Origin of the sequence: Halalkalibacter akibai JCM 9157, from assembly GCF_000513135.1 — a bacterium.
GTDB classification, from domain to species: Bacteria; Bacillota; Bacilli; order Bacillales; family Bacillaceae_D; genus Halalkalibacter; species Halalkalibacter akibai.
The window spans coordinates 21,911-39,305 of the sequence record NZ_BAUV01000016.1 but is presented as its reverse complement, the minus strand read 5'-3'; the positions used below and the strand labels follow the sequence as shown (position 1 = coordinate 39,305).

General features: G+C 36.6%; 14 protein-coding genes and 1 pseudogene. 1 reads left to right on the top strand and 14 read right to left on the bottom strand.

Annotation, left to right across the window (positions count from 1 at the left end; all coding sequences use genetic code 11):
• Positions 1 to 244: 244 nt before the first annotated feature.
• The 9 genes and pseudogenes from galT to JCM9157_RS10645 all read right to left on the bottom strand — a co-directional run bounded on the left by galT (position 245) and on the right by JCM9157_RS10645 (position 9,783).
• Positions 245 to 1,765: a UDP-glucose--hexose-1-phosphate uridylyltransferase gene (gene galT, locus JCM9157_RS10680; RefSeq protein WP_035664595.1), complete on the bottom strand. Its 1,521-nt coding sequence runs from the start codon at positions 1,763 to 1,765 to the stop codon at positions 245 to 247.
• Between the two features lie 47 nt (positions 1,766 to 1,812).
• Positions 1,813 to 2,802: a UDP-glucose 4-epimerase GalE gene (gene galE / locus JCM9157_RS10675; RefSeq protein WP_035664592.1), complete on the bottom strand. Its 990-nt coding sequence runs from the start codon at positions 2,800 to 2,802 to the stop codon at positions 1,813 to 1,815.
• A 3-nt stretch (positions 2,803 to 2,805) separates the two neighbouring features.
• Positions 2,806 to 3,987 (bottom strand): galactokinase, encoded by a 1,182-nt coding sequence (locus JCM9157_RS10670; RefSeq protein ID WP_035664591.1) that lies wholly within the window; start codon positions 3,985 to 3,987, stop codon positions 2,806 to 2,808.
• Between the two features lie 131 nt (positions 3,988 to 4,118).
• Positions 4,119 to 5,345, bottom strand: a complete 1,227-nt coding sequence (locus JCM9157_RS10665; RefSeq protein ID WP_052013086.1) for an ROK family transcriptional regulator — start codon at positions 5,343 to 5,345, stop codon at positions 4,119 to 4,121.
• Between the two features lie 136 nt (positions 5,346 to 5,481).
• The gene (locus JCM9157_RS26205) at positions 5,482 to 5,679 is read right to left on the bottom strand and encodes a sunset domain-containing protein (protein ID WP_439644344.1); all 198 of its coding nucleotides are present in this window, start codon (positions 5,677 to 5,679) and stop codon (positions 5,482 to 5,484) included.
• Between the two features lie 99 nt (positions 5,680 to 5,778).
• A pseudogene (locus JCM9157_RS26200) lies at positions 5,779 to 6,308 on the bottom strand (thermonuclease family protein); the annotation flags it as partial.
• 168 nt (positions 6,309 to 6,476) lie between these two features.
• Positions 6,477 to 7,682, bottom strand: a complete 1,206-nt coding sequence (locus tag JCM9157_RS10655) for a nitrate/nitrite transporter (RefSeq protein WP_035664590.1) — start codon at positions 7,680 to 7,682, stop codon at positions 6,477 to 6,479.
• Between the two features lie 185 nt (positions 7,683 to 7,867).
• Complete coding sequence (locus JCM9157_RS10650) at positions 7,868 to 8,632, bottom strand: sugar phosphate isomerase/epimerase family protein (RefSeq protein WP_035664589.1); 765 nt, start codon at positions 8,630 to 8,632, stop codon at positions 7,868 to 7,870.
• A 224-nt stretch (positions 8,633 to 8,856) separates the two neighbouring features.
• Positions 8,857 to 9,783, bottom strand: a complete 927-nt coding sequence (locus JCM9157_RS10645) for a DMT family transporter (RefSeq protein WP_035664587.1) — start codon at positions 9,781 to 9,783, stop codon at positions 8,857 to 8,859.
• Positions 9,784 to 9,911: 128 nt separating this feature from the next.
• Between JCM9157_RS10645 and JCM9157_RS10640 the strand changes: the two genes are divergently transcribed.
• The gene (locus tag JCM9157_RS10640; RefSeq protein ID WP_035664585.1) at positions 9,912 to 10,685 is read left to right on the top strand and encodes an AraC family transcriptional regulator; all 774 of its coding nucleotides are present in this window, start codon (positions 9,912 to 9,914) and stop codon (positions 10,683 to 10,685) included.
• 71 nt (positions 10,686 to 10,756) lie between these two features.
• Here the strand turns inward: JCM9157_RS10640 and JCM9157_RS10635 are convergent, their stop codons facing one another.
• The 5 genes from JCM9157_RS10635 to JCM9157_RS10615 all read right to left on the bottom strand — a co-directional run bounded on the left by JCM9157_RS10635 (position 10,757) and on the right by JCM9157_RS10615 (position 17,357).
• Positions 10,757 to 12,112, bottom strand: coding sequence for an aspartate aminotransferase family protein (locus JCM9157_RS10635; RefSeq protein ID WP_035664583.1), 1,356 nt, complete (start codon positions 12,110 to 12,112; stop codon positions 10,757 to 10,759).
• Positions 12,113 to 12,154: 42 nt separating this feature from the next.
• Entirely contained in the window at positions 12,155 to 13,621 is a 1,467-nt protein-coding gene (locus tag JCM9157_RS10630; protein ID WP_035664581.1) for a CoA-acylating methylmalonate-semialdehyde dehydrogenase, read from the bottom strand.
• 205 nt (positions 13,622 to 13,826) lie between these two features.
• The gene (locus JCM9157_RS10625) at positions 13,827 to 15,440 is read right to left on the bottom strand and encodes a PucR family transcriptional regulator (protein WP_035664579.1); all 1,614 of its coding nucleotides are present in this window, start codon (positions 15,438 to 15,440) and stop codon (positions 13,827 to 13,829) included.
• A gap of 190 nt (positions 15,441 to 15,630) precedes the next feature.
• Positions 15,631 to 15,864, bottom strand: coding sequence for a hypothetical protein (locus JCM9157_RS10620; protein WP_035664577.1), 234 nt, complete (start codon positions 15,862 to 15,864; stop codon positions 15,631 to 15,633).
• A gap of 20 nt (positions 15,865 to 15,884) precedes the next feature.
• Positions 15,885 to 17,357: an NCS1 family transporter gene (locus JCM9157_RS10615; RefSeq protein WP_035664575.1), complete on the bottom strand. Its 1,473-nt coding sequence runs from the start codon at positions 17,355 to 17,357 to the stop codon at positions 15,885 to 15,887.
• Positions 17,358 to 17,395: the final 38 nt, after the last annotated feature.

Here is a 17,395-nt window from a genome sequence, read left to right as displayed (position 1 = left end):
ATATGTGCAAATCGTTCATTCTTGAACGATTTGCACACCTTGTGACAAAGAGGGCGATAGTATGAAAAACAAATCAAGAAACCAAGATATTCCAAATTGGACTTGGTCTGGAGTTATTGGTTTAATGGCTATTATTGTTATTTTTTATTTATGCTATCTATTATCAAATTATATGAACTGAATCAATCACAAAAAAGAGTTATATACTATAAGCAATTATAGTTATAACTCTCTTTTTACTCTATTAATTTAATGACTGAACAAAGCGATTAAACGCTTTGATTCCTTCTTCATTTCGTTTAAATACTCCAGCATGCTCCAAGATGGTCGCAAAAATGAAGCCAACTTCTTCCTGTAGAATGGATAGAACATTTTCGTTAGATATGTTTGAATGTTTGGCCTTTATGTTAAGTGCCCATTCAAAATGTTTGACAATGTTCTTTCTCGTTTTTAACTCTTCCTCCACGTTATTAGTAAGAAGCACTTCAGCCAACTCTTGTAGTTCCTCTTTTAGTCGACCAGGTAAAACAGCAAGGCCCATTACTTCAATTAATCCAATATTCTCTTTTTTGATATGGTGAACTTGTGCATGAGGATGAAATAGTCCATCTGGATGCTCGGCAGTTGTTCGATTATTTCTTAAGACTAAATCAATTTCAAATAATCCACCTCGACGTCTTGCAATCGGAGTAATTGTATTATGAGGTTCTTCGCCTGTAAAAGCATGAATTTCCGCAGAACGATCTTCGTATTTCTTCCAACTGTGCAGAATATAATCTGCTGCCTTAACGAGTTGTTCTCTTGATTCACCTTGCAAACGAATAACAGACATGGGCCATTTGACGATACCAGCTTTAATTCCAGGAAATTTATTCAATGGAAAAGCCTGCTCCACTCTTGCTTTCGCCATTGGGAAATCATGACTTCCCCCTTGAAAATGATCATGTGTTAAGATAGAACCACCTACGATTGGCAGATCTGCATTCGATCCGAGAAAATAATGCGGAAACTGCTCAACAAATTCAAGCAATCTCGCAAACGTCTTTTTAGATATTTGCATCGGTTCATGTTCTCCCTTAAATACGATTGCATGTTCATTGTAGTAAACATAAGGAGAGAACTGAAGAAACCATTGTTCTTGCATTAAAGTCATAGGTATGATTCTTAAATTTTGCCTAGCAGGATGATTGACTCTCCCAGCAAACCCTACATTTTCTTTACATAATAAACATGTAGGATAAGAACTTGACGCAAATTCTTTTGCTGCAGCGATAGCTTTTGGGTCTTTTTCAGGTTTAGAAAGATTTACCGTAATTTCTAAGTCTCCATATTCAGTTGAAGAGAACCAATGTTCATTTTTAGCGATTCTGTCCGTGCGAATATAATGAACGTCTTTAGAAAAAGCATAAAAGGCCTTTGTCGCAGCTTCTGGACTAGTATTCTGATAACTATCATAGAAAGTGCTAATAACTTCTGATGGCCTTGCTGTTAAGCATCCCATTATTTGAGTATCAAAGAGATCTTGATAAGTAACAGTATTTTCTTGAATTAGCTTAGTATTCACAGCCCATGTGATCATCTCCGCCAAAATTGTAACTGGTGAATCAAGTTGTTCTTTCTTGATTTCTACAGGCTCAGCTTCTGTTAGATTAAGTGTTTGAATCAGCTGGTTACGGCAATAATCAATGTCCCATTTGGCAATGAGATCTTTTTGTAGACCATACTGTAGAAGACGTTCAATTTGTTCATGAATGTTTACACTCATGTTTGACACCCTTTCAGTTAGACCCCGTTTGTATGGATGATTTTGACTTATTTTTTGTTGTATCCAGTAGGATTAGATTCATGCCATTTCCAAGCATGTTGAACGATCGTCTCTAATTCAGGATAATTAGGTTTCCACCCTAATTCACTTGCGGCTAACTCCGCAGATGCAATAAGTGTCGCTGGGTCTCCAGCTCTTCTATCTGATACAACTGTTGGAATAGGATGACTAGTAACAACTCTACACGTTTCAATAACTTCTTTTACAGTAAACCCTTTGCCGTTTCCTAAGTTGTAGATAGCCGTTTTAGGATCTTGACGCAATTTTTGTAATGCTAAAAAATGAGCGGCAGCTAGGTCAATCACATGAATATAATCACGTACACAACTCCCGTCCTTTGTCTGATAGTCATCACCAAAGATTTGTACATTTTTTCGTTGACCAAGAGCTACTTGTAAGACTATTGGGATAAGATGAGATTCTGGTGTATGATCTTCACCGATCCGTCCTTGTGGGTCTGCACCGGCTGCATTAAAGTAACGTAAACAGATTGATTTCAGACCATATGCCTCATCACACCATTGAAATAATTTTTCGATTGCAAGTTTCGTTTCCCCATATGGACTAGTAGGATTTGTCGGATCCGTTTCTTGAATCGGTATATTTTTTGGTTCTCCGTATGTTGCAGCTGTAGACGAAAACACAATTTGTTTCACATCATGATTAATCATTTGCTTTACGAGCTTCTGAGTCCCTAAAACATTATTTTCATAATAATCTAATGGCTTTGCAACACTTTCTCCGACTAATGAGGAAGCAGCAAAATGAATAACTGCCTCAATTGTATGCTTTTTAAATATTTGACTTAACAGTGCCTCATCCTGAATGGATCCTTTATAGAAAGTTGTCCCCAGTAGAGCTTGTTCATGACCTTTCTCAAGATTGTCTAAGACAATAACATCTTCACCCTGATCACGGAAATAAAGAACTGTGTGACTGCCTATATAGCCTGCACCACCTGTAATTAAAATGCTCATCTTTTATACCTCCCCTTGGACCTCATGAACACCATTACCTGCTTCACAAATATAGAAAGTTGGTGTTAATCCAGTTTCCTGTTCATACTCCACTTCTACAGATTCCTTAAATAATTCTACGGCTTCTTCCTTTACAACACTAACCGTACATCCACCAAATCCGGCTCCTGTCATTCGAGTTCCGACACATCCTTCTACACGTCTTTGTGCTTCAAATAAGGCATCGAGCTCTTTTCCAGTCACTTCGTAATCTTCTTTTAGTGAGAGATGAGAACCGATCATTAACTGCCCAAACAAGAGTAAATCACCAGCTTGTAGCGCTTTTTTTGCATCACTTGTTCTTTTATTTTCAGTCACAACATGCTTGGCACGACGATAAAGCAATTCATCATCTATTAGCCTTTCGATAGAAGGTAAGTCTGCAACAGATAAATCACTTAGTGTTTGTATACTAGTTTTTTCCCGCTGAATTCTTTTTAACGCTTCCTCACATTGAGCTCTACGTTCATTATATTTCGAGTCAGCAAGACCCCTTCTCTTGTTCGTATTTGTTATCACAATTTTATGACCGTGTAGCTCTAGTGGAACATCCTCTGCATGCATCGTCATCGTATTTAGATAAATAGCATGTTTTTCTTTGCACAAACCTACTGCATATTGATCCATAATTCCGCTATTTACCCCGATAAAATGATTTTCCATACGTTGACATAATTTAGCCAAATCCACTCGTGACAATTTAGCATTAGCTAATTTTGATAGCGCATAGGCTGTTACCATACCGATCGAAGCCGATGAAGAAAGACCAGCACCATTGGGAATTGTGCCTTCGTATAAAATATCAGCCCCTTTTAAAGAAACACCTTCTTTTACGAGTTCTTTTATAATTCCTTTAGGATAGTTGCCCCAATCATCTTCCTCTTTAAAAACCAATTCATGTAAAGAGAAAGTTATTTTTTGATCAAAATTCAAGCTAGCTAAATGAAAAACTTCATCCTCTCTTTCTCGAACAACCATATAAGTTCCAATTGTAAGAGCAGCTGGGAATACATAGCCTCCATTATAATCTGTATGTTCTCCAATTAAATTCACTCGTCCTGGAGCAAAGAATAAACGCTTATCTTTTTTGGTTGATGTAGGATAAAACTGATCAAACAATGACATTAATTTTTGATTTTCACCCATTTGTTCACACCTCAATTTATTAATATGATCAATGCAACTTTATTAATTAATTTAATTAACTAAGATTATAACACGTTTTTCTTGTTTTGAAATCCCTTCCACAATAAAAAAAAGAAAATTGCTAGTAGTAGCTACTCACCATTTACACGTGGACTGAATAAATCTTTCAACACTAACGTTACCGCACCAATCACGGTAGCATCATCACCTAATTTCGAATGAATGATTTCTGTTTCTCTCGCTCCAGATGTTAAAGCACGTTGCTTTACGATTTTACGTAAAGGTTCTAACACAAATTCCCCAGCTTTTGCCACGCCTCCTCCAACGATAATTCGTGCAGGATTAATGACGTTAATCAGGTTCAGAACACCAATTCCAATATAGGTGCCTGTTTCAGCCAAAATTTCGAGAGCTAGTTCATCCCCACTTTTGGCACAATTAAAAATAAAGGCACCATCAATCCGTTCGATTTGTCCTTGTGCTCGGTCATAAATTAACGATTGCCTTCCTCCTTTTATTTCTTTAAGAGCTCTTTCTCTTAATGCACTTCCTCCAGCAACCGTTTGCAGGCATCCATAACTACCACATGAGCATTTTTCTCCATTAATATCAACGATCATATGGCCAAATTCCCCAGCTATCCCATTATTTCCATGAAATAATTCACTGTTTAATATAATCCCCGCTCCAATACCTACACCAATGTTAATACATATTAGATGTTCGGTTCCTTGTCCATTTCCGTACCAAGTTTCGCCTAACGCAAACGCTCTTACATCATTCTCAACAAAAGTAGTTATCTGAAAATGTTTCTCTAAACAGCTTTTTATCGGAATGTTTGTTAATTGAAAATTAGGGGCAAATATGGAAACCCCTTTCTCATAGTCAACAATTCCGTGCATTCCCACTCCTATTCCAAGAATTTTATCCTTTGGTGCTTTTGATTTATTTATGGCAGCATCAATTGCTTGGATCAATTTTTCAATAAATGTTTCTATAGTTAGTTCCATAGGTAAAGCAATCTCAAATTTTGTTAAGATTTTAGCATTTATATCAGTCACAATTGTCCTTATAAGATGCCCCCCCACATCTACTCCTACGATAAAAGAATCTTGGTCATTAATTGTTAATAAGATGGGCTTTCTCCCACCTTTTGAAACACCAATCTCACTTTCTCTAACTAAATTGGCTTCTATTAATTCCGCTACTATATTCGTTACCGTTGGAGGGGTTAATTTAGTCTTCTTAGCTATCTCAGCTCTTGAAATAGGACTATGCAGACGGATAGTATTTAATATTGTTGATTTATTCAATGTTTTCATCCATTGAAAAGACCCAGTCATACGGATATTAGACATACTAATTCCTCCCTTTCCCCCTTACTTTACTTGAAGTATTCATAAAAATCCACGTCAATAGAAAAGATCTTTACCTATTCTATTCCATACAAAAAAGAGAACCAGTGTCTTAAAACACAAGTTCCCTAAAAATTACTTATCTCATTGACTTGCGATAGCCTGCTTCCTTTGCTTCTTCTTCAGTACAGAACATTTCTTCTGGATTTGTTTTCTCGTAATACTGTCCACCAGGAATATGGTAAATTAAGTCTCCACTAGAGCTATGATTCCCTTTAATCTTAGGATCATCACACGCGTTAGCTAGCTTAGAAGGTTCTTGCTTTTCTAAGTCCACTTCCTCGGCAAAACCACCTTCTGTTGCATAGTTTTCAATACTCCAAATGCCTATTGCTTGTTGTTGGGCTTTCTTCTGAATTTCATAAAACCGATCAACATGTCTTGTATTTGGAGCGAAAATATAAGCAACACGCGCCAGTCCATTTTCTAGTAATAGTTCATTTAGCATCTCTCTCCTATCCAGACATACGCAAGTAATCGACCATATCTATCTCTTTCAATAATATCTAGTTCCAACTCTACCGTTTTCCCTGGATACATCAATTCTTTTGCAAATTCACTTGCTTCAAGACCAAATGGTTGAACGGGTTTTGTTGGGTGAACAGACTCAGGTGTATCTATTAATAACAATCTTACTCTTTCTTCTGTGTTATTAGGTAACTTCACTATAACTGTATCACCGTCAACCACTCTAACAACTGTTGCTTGTATAAAAGTTCCATTTGATTCTTCTGGCGATTCTTCCTTATGCTCCTGCTCATCAACCTCAACTTCGTCAGTTTCTACTGCACTACTTGTTTCTATTAAGATGTCCTCTTTATTTTCGTCTGTTGAAGGATCGTTTGTACAAGCAACTAAAAAAAGGACAGCCAACAGGAACAGGTTTAAAACAATTAGTTTTTTCATGATTCTCCCCTATTTTACATTCTCTCTTTTCACCTTAGAAAACAGGCTTTTCTATTATACTCTAAATTTTCGTTTTAGAAGGCAGTCTCAGATTACTTTCTTGATTTTAGTTTCTTCTCCTTAAATAAAACCGTAGCAACTTGACTACGGTTCCTTTAAAAACAACTATTAAATTCGAACTGATTTTCCTGATAACTTCCATTGTTTTCTCCAACCAATTTGAGCAACTACGAGTATGCCAAGTGCGACTAATGCTATTAATGAGAAGGTTATAAAGCCAGCTGCGTATGTTCCTGTTAGATCTTTCAGTGATCCAAGTATATTGGGAAGGAAGAATCCTCCAATCCCTCCCGCCGCTCCAACTACACCTGTCACCATTCCTATTTCCTTTTGAAAACGTTGTGGTACTAATTGAAAGATAGCACCATTCCCCATTCCTAAGCATCCCATACCAACAAATAAAGCTACAGTAACCATCGCTAAAGGAGGAAGTAAACTGACAGCAAACATACATATTGCTACTCCAATAAATAAGATCTGTAATAACTTTACTCCACCGATTTTATCTGCAATTAAACCTCCAACAGGTCTTAAGAAACTGCCTGCAGCCACAACTAACGTAACAAAATCACCAGCTCTAACCCCGGACACTCCGTATTGAGTAGAAAAGAAATAACTTAAAAAACTAGCTAGACCAACAAATCCACCGAAGGTAACACTATAAAGTATACAAAAGTACCATGTGTCCTTTTCTTTAAAAACAGAGAAATATTCTTTTATAGGTTTTGGAGCTGGTTGATTAGGAGGCTCTTTTGCTAAAAAGATGTAAGAAAATAAAACAAGTGTTAACGGAATAAGTGCAACGCCAAACACTCCGTTCCAGCCAATATGTTCTGCGATTCTTGGCCCAAATAGCGTTGCAAGTAATGTTCCACTGTTACCAGCCCCAGCTATCCCCATTGCTAAACCTTGTAGATGGGGAGGGTACCAACGACTCGCCATAGGAAGGGCAGCTGAGAAGCTCGCTCCAGCAACACCAAGTAAAATTCCGATTAAAAAAAGTTCAGCTACAGTAAACCCAAATAACCATCCCCATAATAATGGGATCATTGTTACCAGCATCCCACCAATCGCTGTTTTTTTCGGACCAAACCGATCAGTTAAAATACCCATAATTATTCTAAAAAAAGAGCCAGCCAATATCGGAATAGCTACAATTAATCCAACTTGAGAAGGAGTTAATCCAAAATCTGCGGTTATATAAACGCCTAAAGCACCCAACAATACCCATATCATAAAACTAATATCAAAATATAAAAATGACGACAACAACGAAGGTGCGTGACCACTTTTCTTTAATTCAGATAATTTCATTTTTCAACCACCTCATATGTATTTGTTTCGTTCATTATCACAAAGATACATTTTAAATACAGCTTATTTGTTAGGTTTATTCACAAACATTCTTAATTTATTGAATCTTTCAACTTATTTTTCGATAATTTAGACAACAAAAAGCGCAATGAGCCTACTAACCCATTGCGCTTGTTAAACTAAAATTAGCTAAACTGCGGAAGTTTTGTTTTTAAGAAGTTCATACTGATTTCAATACTTTCAAGTGGTGTACGACGACTCACGTCTTGCTCCACTACCCACCATTTGACACCAGCTTCTTCACCGATAGCGATAACGCTCTCAATATCAACCCCACCAGTACCTAGCTCTGCAAAAAACTTCTCTTCATCTGTAGTCATATCCTTTAAATGTACAAGCGGGGCTCTGTTTTGATAACGCTTAATCCACTCAACTGGATTTTCTCCCGCTTTTGTTAACCAATACACATCTAACTCTGTCTGAACATTACTTGCACTTGTATCTTCAAAAATGGCCTCAAGTGCCATTCTTCCATCATTCAAACGCTCAAGTTCAAAATCATGATTGTGGTAGCAAAGAGTGATACCCTCTTGTTTACATTGCTCACCAGCTTTTTCAAGAAAAGGAATTAATTTTTGATAGTCTTCTTCAGTTCGTTGGTCAGGCATTAAGAAAGGACAAACGACATATTTACTTCCTAAAGCTTTCTGATCTTCAATAACTTTTGCTAAATTATTTTGTAATTGATCTAGTGGAACATGGCTAGCTGCTGCCTCTAATCCAAGCTCGTCTAAAAGCGTTCTTACTTCCTCTGCTGTTAATCCACCGTAACCAGCAAATTCCACACCTTCAAAACCTAGTTCTGCTACTTTTTTTAAAGTACCAGCAAAATCTTTTTCTGTTTCGTCACGCAAAGTGTACATTTGTACAGCTACTTTAATGGTTGTCATCATAGACCCTCTTTTCTTCAACTAGTATTTTTATGAATAAGAAAAATATGAATACAAATGATCATACTCTTATCATGTCACATTCATATTCAATTATTTTTATTCTTACTGACATTCTCTATCTATCATAGATAAGTTTAGACCTTTTGAACATCAATGAAAGTGTTAGGACATCAATTATTTTACTTTTTTCTAAAAAAGTACTCTTTTCTTGCGTCGAATATTTAAGCTAACTTAGAACGATCATACTTTTTGTTGAGATCGTTTTTTCGTTCATAGCCAATAAATACAAGTCCGGACATAATGATGAAAGCTCCGATAATTTGAGTGAATAGAATCGTTTCACCAAAAAACAAAGCGCCCGTAACTGCTGCCGCTGCTGGCACGACATAACGATAAAAGTTAGATTTAGTTGCACCAACCCGTCTCATTGCTAAATTCCATACTAAAAACGCAGTAATTGTACATAAAATAACATTGTAAAAAATGGCTCCCCAAACTGGTAGAGTTAGATTGGACCATTCGATTGCACTCCATCCTCCGATCGTAAATGGAAATAAAAAGATAGAACCAAAGAATATATACCAGGTTGTTACACGTAATGCAGAATACTTCTTCATTAAAGGTATGCAAGCTAAATTAAATAATGCTCCAATTAAACTCACTAATAAAGCTAAAAGGTTTCCAAGCATATATTGAGAAGAAAGGTCAAATGCCTGATTTCCCCCTAAAATAATTAAAGCAACACCAACAAAAGCCATCGACCCTCCAAAGAGAATTCTCTTCGTCATCACTTCTTTAGTAAATAAAGGAGCAAAGAGTGCGACAAAAATAGGCCAAGGAGCTACATTTAATAAAGATGCATTGGCAAGAGTCGTAAATTTGATTGAGTACATAACAAGTAATTCTAATATACTCACCCCTAGAAAACCTATGACCGCTAGCTTAATTAAATCATTTCTTTCCACTTTTATTCCTCCTTCTAACTTATAAAGAAGGACAAATAGAATTGGAAACGCAAAGAAAAAACGAATAAACACAAACACTTCTGGAGTGAATACATCCATGGCCCAACGTGATATTCCGAAGTTAGCTCCCCAGATAATAGATACAAGAATCAGTCCTATAAAATAAATATAATGATGTTTCATTAATCTAATCCCCTATCGGCTTTAAAGGTAATTACTGAATCATATCTGATTCATCCGATGTTAACCATACATGATATAATAAAAACCTCTACTATTTTGCTTTTTTTAAAAGACAGGAGAACTTTCAAATGATTAATATTGGCTTGTGTAATTATTCCTATCATACAGAACAATTTTATTCTTTCCATCAATCTGGATTAAATGATTATCTTTTTCGTCTTCAAACAGAAGGATCTTGCGAAGTGAATGTAAACAAAAGAAAACTCTTCATTGAAAAAGGAGATCTTCTTTTAATTAAACCCGGAGACTCTTATGAGCTTCGAATTGAAGAAGGACAGATGAGTGGAGATTATTACTTATTCTGTCGAGGTGAATGGCTTGATCAGTGGTGGCAAAGTTCCATTAAACCTAGCATTTCTAGAATTGATATTGATGATAAAATCCTATCATTATGGCGACATATAATTATTGAGGAACGACGCCCTTATACGGAACAGAATAAGGAATTAACCGGCTTCTTACTTCAGGCACTTTGCTTATCGTTGGAACGTGCGGTAACCGAAACAGCTTCTACATATAGTGAAAGGCCTTATGTTGTAACCAGAATGATGCGTTATATTGAAGAACATGCTTTAACTGCATTTAAAATTGAAGAAGTAGCCAAGCATTCAGGACTAAGTATCTCACGTGCAGCCCACCTGTTCAAAAATAGTGTTGGGAAAACGATGATTGAATATGCTCATGATATCAGATTATCATCAGCCATTAATCAGATGAAGTATACATTAATGACATTAGATCAAATTGCTGAAAACTGTGGATTTGGTGGATATTCTTATTTTCATAAAGTGTTTAAAAAAAAATATGGAGTTAGTCCAGGGACATATAGGAAGCATGAGTAAAAATCCTAAATGTATAATCACACATAAAGAGGTCAGCAATCGACATGATTGCTGACCTCTTATCTTGTTCTTTATTTAATTTCATTTAAGGCCTCTTTTAAGGTCTGTACTAGTAAAGTAAGATCTTCCTCTTCTATATTTAACGGTGGAGCGATTGTTAGCACATTATTGTAACCAGCAACTGTTGCACCGTTCTTCCCAATAATAACTCCTCTTTTCTTACACGAAGCAATTACTTTATTTACAATGCTCACATCAATGGGTTCTTTCGTTTCTTTATCAGTAACAAGTTCGATCCCTATTAGAAGACCCTTCCCTCTTACATCCCCGACATAAGGATGATGTTGTAACACGTTAATCAAATCACTTTTTAACCAAGCACCTAATTGTTTGGAACGCTCATATAAATTTTCTTTTTCCATCATTTCTAGGTTTTTTAAAGCTAATGCGCATGAAGCAGGATTCCCACCAAATGTATTCACATGTCTTAGATAATCGTATTGTTCAGAGCCCTTAAATGAATCATAAATCTCTTTTCTCACTGCTGTTGCTGATAAAGGAAGGTAACCACTTGTGATTCCTTTAGCCATTGTGATAATATCTGGTTTCACCCCGTAATTCATGAACCCAAAAGGTTCACCCGTTCTTCCAAATCCACAAATTACTTCATCTACAATTAGCAGAGCACCGTGTTTTTCGCAAACTTCTTTGACCCCGGTTAAATAACCATCAGGAGGCATAATCACTCCCCCACCAGTAATAATCGGTTCCATGATTACTCCTGCGACCGTTTCACTCATCTCCCACGTCATGACACGGTCGATTTCTTTGACCGATTCCAACTCGGTAGGATCACATTCTGGTAAGTCATTAGACCGATATGAATCCGGAGGAGTAACATGAATAAAACCAGGAGCTAGTGGCTCATATTTATATTTCCTCTCCGCTTGCCCTGTTGCTGCAAGTGCCCCCATCGAATTACCGTGATAAGCACGGTATCTAGAAATAAATTTATAACGCTGATGATCACCTTTTTGTTGATGATATTGACGTACAATTTTAAAAGCTGTCTCATTAGCTTCTGATCCACTGTTAGAAAAGAAAATTACATACTCTTCCCCAAGAATTTCATTTAACTTCTCACCTAATTTTATGGCAGGTAAGTGACTTTGGGTTAATGGATAATACGCCAAATCCTTTAACTGTTCATAAGCAGCATCTGCTAATTCAGTACGTCCATAACCGATATTGACACACCAAAGGCCAGACATTGCATCTAAATACTTATTGCCTTCATTATCTGTTATCCAGGAGCCTTCAGCTTTTGTAATAACCATTGTCGCATCAGGATTATAAGGCTTCATCGAGTGCCAAATATATTTGTCGTCTTTTTCTAAAGCTTCATTCGTTTGGTTTATTTTAACCATTGTTGCTCCTCCTCTCTAGCTTCTACATCATATAAATTAAAATTAAAAATCATACCTTGATGTAATCATTTTTTTACGAGTGAAAAAGTTAACACCATCTTTACCGTTTACATGGAGATCACCGTAGAAAGAATCTTTCCAACCAGAAAACGGGAAGAAGGCCATTGTCGCAGGAACCCCTACATTAACCCCTAACATTCCTGCATCTGCTTCTTCTCGAAACTTACGGATTGCTTTTGCATCTTTCGTGTAAATGGTTGCACCATTGCCATATCTGGATTTTCTAATGTAATCTAATCCTTCATCTAAACTGTCTGCTCTAAGTAAGCTAACGACAGGAGCAAAAATTTCTTCTTTTGCAATCGTCATATCAGGTGTTACATAATCAAAAATGGTCGGACCAAGAAAATTTCCAGTGGTCATTTCATCCATCTCTTTACGACCATCTCGAATAAGTGCCGCTCCTTCTTCTTGACCTTTAATGATATACTCTAAAACTTTGGTACGATGTGAGTCGCGAATAACAGGAGTGAGAAGAACGTCATCTTCTAAACCACTTCCGATAACTAACTCATCAGCTCTTGATTTCAACTCTTCCACAAATTGATCGCCATCTCCAATCACAACAACCGCACTACAAGCCATACAACGTTGTCCTGCACTTCCGTATGCAGAGGCAATAATGTGCGTAACTGCTTTTGAAATGTCAGCGTCTGGCATCACAATATGGTGGTTTTTTGCTCCTGATAGCGCTTGCACACGTTTCCCATTTGCAGCAGCACGCTCATATACATATTTCGCTACTGGCTGAGAGCCAACAAACGAGATCGCTTTTATATCTTCGTGATCGAGTAAGCCGTTTACTACATCATGTGCTCCATGAACAACATTTAAAACACCTGCCGGAGCTCCGGCTTGAGTAAACAATTCAACAAGTTTATTTGCTAACATTGGTGTTCGCTCAGATGGTTTTAAGACAAATGTATTACCACATGCAATCGCTAACGGGAACATCCATAATGGAACCATCATTGGGAAGTTAAAAGGTGTGATTCCACCGATAACCCCTAATGGGTAACGGAACATCTCTGAATCTATTTCTTCTGCTATGCCAGATAATGTTTCACCCATCATTAACGTCGGTGCTCCAGCAGCAAATTCTACACACTCTATTCCTCTTTGTACTTCACCGTGTGCTTCTTTAAATGCTTTACCATTTTCTAGCACAATCAGCTTCGCAAGTTCATCATGGTGATCTGATAGTAATGTATGAAATTTGAACAATATTCTCGCTCGCTTTGGTACTGGTGTGTTCTTCCAAGTTTGAAAAGCTTCTGTTGCCGCTTTCACGGCTTGATCTACATCAGTGGTCGATGAAACTGGAACACTAGCGAGTACCTCATTCGTAGCAGGATTGATGACATCTAATGTTTCTCCACTGTTTGCATTTACCCATTGTCCATTAATATAATTTTTCAACACATTCGTTTGTCTTTTTATTACGGTCATGATTTAGCCTCCCATTTCTCTTAAATTACTTATCTCTTATAAGTATTATCTCTTGTTCCTAAACAGCTATCATTAGACGTTTTGTCAAATAACTAAGTCTTTTTTTTCCACAAAATGAACAGTCTTAACGTTTAATCTACAAATCAACTTATTTTCAGACTAAAAAAAGGTTGCCCCAAAGTTTTTAAAACCTTGGAACAACCTTTCACAGATCTGGTAATGCTTTCGTGTATCGTTCAGTTGTATTTAGATACTCATAAGCTAATAGCATGAACTCAATTGCCAAGCGTTTCTCCGAGCTCATAAAATCTTTCCCGAGAAGTGTTTCAAGTTTTTCTATTCGATGGTACATCGTCTGTCTTACTACAAATAACTTTTTGGCTGTTTCTTGTTTTGAACCATTACAAGCTAAATACGTTTTCAAAGTTTCAACTAACTTGCCATTGAATTTGTTGTCATAGTCAATAACAGGTTGTAAATATTCTAGAACGATTTCTTGTAAATCACTGTGTTTATTTAACAAGGACATGATCCGGTACATGTGTAAATCTTCATAAAAATAGCTTTGTCCATCTTTGGTTAGCATTTTCTGAAACAACAATGTTTCTTTTGCAGACTTATAACTACTATGTATCTCATTCAACTGCTTAACAAACTTTCCGATGCCAAAAGAGATATTTGCTGCTTTTAACTTCTGATTATAGTCAACTTTTTCAAATCGTTTAAACGCTTCTTCCACTCTTTGTTTCCATGATTTTAAAGGCCTCTGATTCCCTAGAATGAAAATGATATGATGCTTTACCTCGATAGAAAAAACATAAAAGCCTTGTTGTTCAAAAATGGTTCGGAAAAGAAGCTTAAAATACGTTTTATCTAAAGTGGTTGCTGTTGAGTGATCTGTTGATTGCCATTTACACGCACAAACCACTCCCCCGTTTAATTTTAATCCTGGTTCTAAATATGAAAGGTGTTCTTTAATTTCAACGTTATTATGAAGCCCATCAAGCCAATCTATCATCCATTCTGTTTCCTCAAGTCTTCTTTTTTCTTCTACGTATAAATCTCTTAAGAAATGTTGAGCAAGAGCAGTAGTCGTCCGGTCGAGTATTAAAAGATCAAATTCATTTATTTCTCGATCTTCTGTTAAAATAACAAGTTCTGCAAAGTGATTTTCTAGAACCTGAACAGATTGGCTTGCCATATACTTAAAACTACTTTGTTGGTTATTTTTAATCTTTTCTATTAAGTTCCACCTTTCTTTAGTTGGGAGCTCTGGTAAAAGGATCGTTTCTTCATCAAAGAAAGCAACCACTTGTACATTTAGAAAAGTCTGAAAAAAGACAAGAATTTCTTTATGATTATTAACTTCGAGTAATTTTTTGTTTAGGTTCTGAGAGTAGTTTTCTAGATCTGAGATCAATCTGTATTGATGGTTAATTAAGAGTGAATGGATATCCTGCGTAATTTGTACAAACGGCACCTCTTCATGAAAGAGGATAATTGGAAATTGATGTTCATTTGCAAGATCTATTATATCTTGAGGAATAAAAGAGGTGTGCGAACTAACTTCAATGCATAACCCTGTTGCATTGCTTTCTATTAATTGAGTTAAAAATGATTTGAATAATGCTTTATTTTCTTTCCAGCCCAAACCAGTTGTTAGAATTAGCTCGTGACCATTCAACAACTTCTTAATCGCGATTACTTCAACGACATGGACCCATTTTACATTTTTATGTAGGCCACTTGTACCAGCAACTACTTCTGCTTTTTCAAAATGCTTCCGCTTTAATATTTCAGTAATGGTGATTGATTGCATTCATTCACTTCCTTTACTGTCTTATCGGCAAACATATATTAATCTATATTCATTATAATATGAATCTTGTACTTGTAACTAATTTTTCCAAAAAAAGATGTAACAAAAGTTCCTATGAACTTTGTTACATCTTAATGCGAAATCTATATAATCTAATATGATATATAACACCTTCTTTGGAAAGATTAACTTAACTTAATTTCTTCTGGGCAATAATCAGCGAGCTAAAATACTTTCTAGCATCAGCAGTTAAAAGATGCAAACGTTCAATTGGCTCTTTATAACCATTCGGATCAGGTGTCACTAATTCAAAATCAACGAATGCACCGCTCAAATTTTCAGTTACTGACTTGATTTGGTATCCTTGTTCGATTAGAAAATCTATTTGCTCTCTTTCTGCAATGAAATCCTGATAATCAGACATACAGAACCCCTTCCTACTAGCTATTTCACTTCTCTTGACGATCTTTGCTCAATCATTGCATCATCTTCTTCAGGTATTACCCAATCTCTACCTACTGTTATACCTAAGTATTTCTGATCATTCGGATCCTCTAGTTCAGCCTGTTTATATTTTTCAAACCACCAATATTTCGCTAGGTAATAATAGGAGCATAACCCTACTACAAATCCAACAACGAACGAATAGTTTGCTAGAAAATAAGATGCCGTGCCTCCTAAGATAAAAGCAATAAAACCAGCTAAATTAAAGCCATTCATATACTTATATTGACCTTCTTTGTTATATAAGTCTGGAACATTAACACGACGTTTACGAATAAGGTAATAGTCGGCTATTAATATACCTACAATGGCAGATAAGATACCACCAACAATTAATAAGGCTGGAATGATAATATCAAATAAACTCCAAGGTTGAACGAGAGTACCAACTAAGCCCGCAGCAACAACCCCTGCCCAAAATGGAACTTTAGGGCCTCCCACGTTTGAAAAAATTGTCGCAGCCGGAATTAAATTTGCAGAGATGTTAGTAGACCATTGTGCAAATACAATCATAAGTAATAAAACACCAAGCACTAAGCCACTCGCAGCCTGCTGAAGAGCAACAACCGGGTCGTAATTAGAAACTGCAATATAAGAAACCGCACCAATTACTACCATGAATGTTTGAGTTATTGGTAAAGCAATCAAACTACCAACGATTTGTGATTTATTTCGCTTAATCCAACTTCTCTCATGTTTCGGTGCTTTAATAAAGCGGGAAATAGACGGCATGTCGGCCGCTAAGGTGCCCCAAAATCCCATATTACTCATAATCACTACTATAAATGCTGTAACAGCAGCTCCACCTGTCACTGGACTCTCTATCCAAGCCCATACATCGCGGCCTTGTGATAAAGCTTGATCTGATAAAGTCATGTACATCCATCCAGATATAATAATAATTATAGGTGCTGCCAAATCAGCAAAGCGCTCTACCGCTTTAATTCCTAGTGATGTATTAACGATTTGAAGTGTAGCAAATACTAGAAAACAGACAAACCAATTATCAAAACCAAATAAAACAAACAAAATACCATTCATAGCTGTTGAACCAAAATAGGTGTTAATCCCAAACCAACAGGAAGCTACAAATCCCCTTATGACCGATGGTATATGAGTACCCATTGTTCCAAATGGAGCTCTTAAGTAAACTGGAAACGAGAGTCCATGTTCAACCCCAATGTCTCCAGTCATTGTCATAAAAAGCCCAATAGCTATCGACCCTATAATCGTTGCTAAAATAACCCAACCGAGTGAGAGACTCTGGACACCTGAGCCCCCAATTGCAAAAGCTGCTAAGACGACGGCCATTCCAACCCAAATAAATGCAAACCCAAACGTTCCAATCTTCTTTCCACTATGCGGAATCGGTAATAAATCTGGAGATTTTAAATGATTTTGTTTTTCCTTCATCGTATCACCCTTTACCCTTAAATTTTTTCATATCCACT

Bases quoted from the DNA above. Each gene is read 5' to 3' on its own strand.
- galT (WP_035664595.1), bottom strand. From the start codon at position 1,765: ATGAGTGTAAACATTCATGAACAAATTGAACGTCTTCTACAGTATGGT.
- galE (WP_035664592.1), bottom strand. From the start codon at position 2,802: ATGAGCATTTTAATTACAGGTGGTGCAGGCTATATAGGCAGTCACACA.
- JCM9157_RS10670 (WP_035664591.1), bottom strand. From the start codon at position 3,987: ATGGGTGAAAATCAAAAATTAATGTCATTGTTTGATCAGTTTTATCCT.
- JCM9157_RS10665 (WP_052013086.1), bottom strand. From the start codon at position 5,345: ATGTCTAATATCCGTATGACTGGGTCTTTTCAATGGATGAAAACATTG.
- JCM9157_RS10655 (WP_035664590.1), bottom strand. From the start codon at position 7,682: ATGAAATTATCTGAATTAAAGAAAAGTGGTCACGCACCTTCGTTGTTG.
- JCM9157_RS10650 (WP_035664589.1), bottom strand. From the start codon at position 8,632: ATGACAACCATTAAAGTAGCTGTACAAATGTACACTTTGCGTGACGAA.
- JCM9157_RS10645 (WP_035664587.1), bottom strand. From the start codon at position 9,783: ATGAAACATCATTATATTTATTTTATAGGACTGATTCTTGTATCTATT.
- JCM9157_RS10640 (WP_035664585.1), top strand. From the start codon at position 9,912: ATGATTAATATTGGCTTGTGTAATTATTCCTATCATACAGAACAATTT.
- JCM9157_RS10635 (WP_035664583.1), bottom strand. From the start codon at position 12,112: ATGGTTAAAATAAACCAAACGAATGAAGCTTTAGAAAAAGACGACAAA.
- JCM9157_RS10630 (WP_035664581.1), bottom strand. From the start codon at position 13,621: ATGACCGTAATAAAAAGACAAACGAATGTGTTGAAAAATTATATTAAT.
- JCM9157_RS10625 (WP_035664579.1), bottom strand. From the start codon at position 15,440: ATGCAATCAATCACCATTACTGAAATATTAAAGCGGAAGCATTTTGAA.
- JCM9157_RS10620 (WP_035664577.1), bottom strand. From the start codon at position 15,864: ATGTCTGATTATCAGGATTTCATTGCAGAAAGAGAGCAAATAGATTTT.
- JCM9157_RS10615 (WP_035664575.1), bottom strand. From the start codon at position 17,357: ATGAAGGAAAAACAAAATCATTTAAAATCTCCAGATTTATTACCGATT.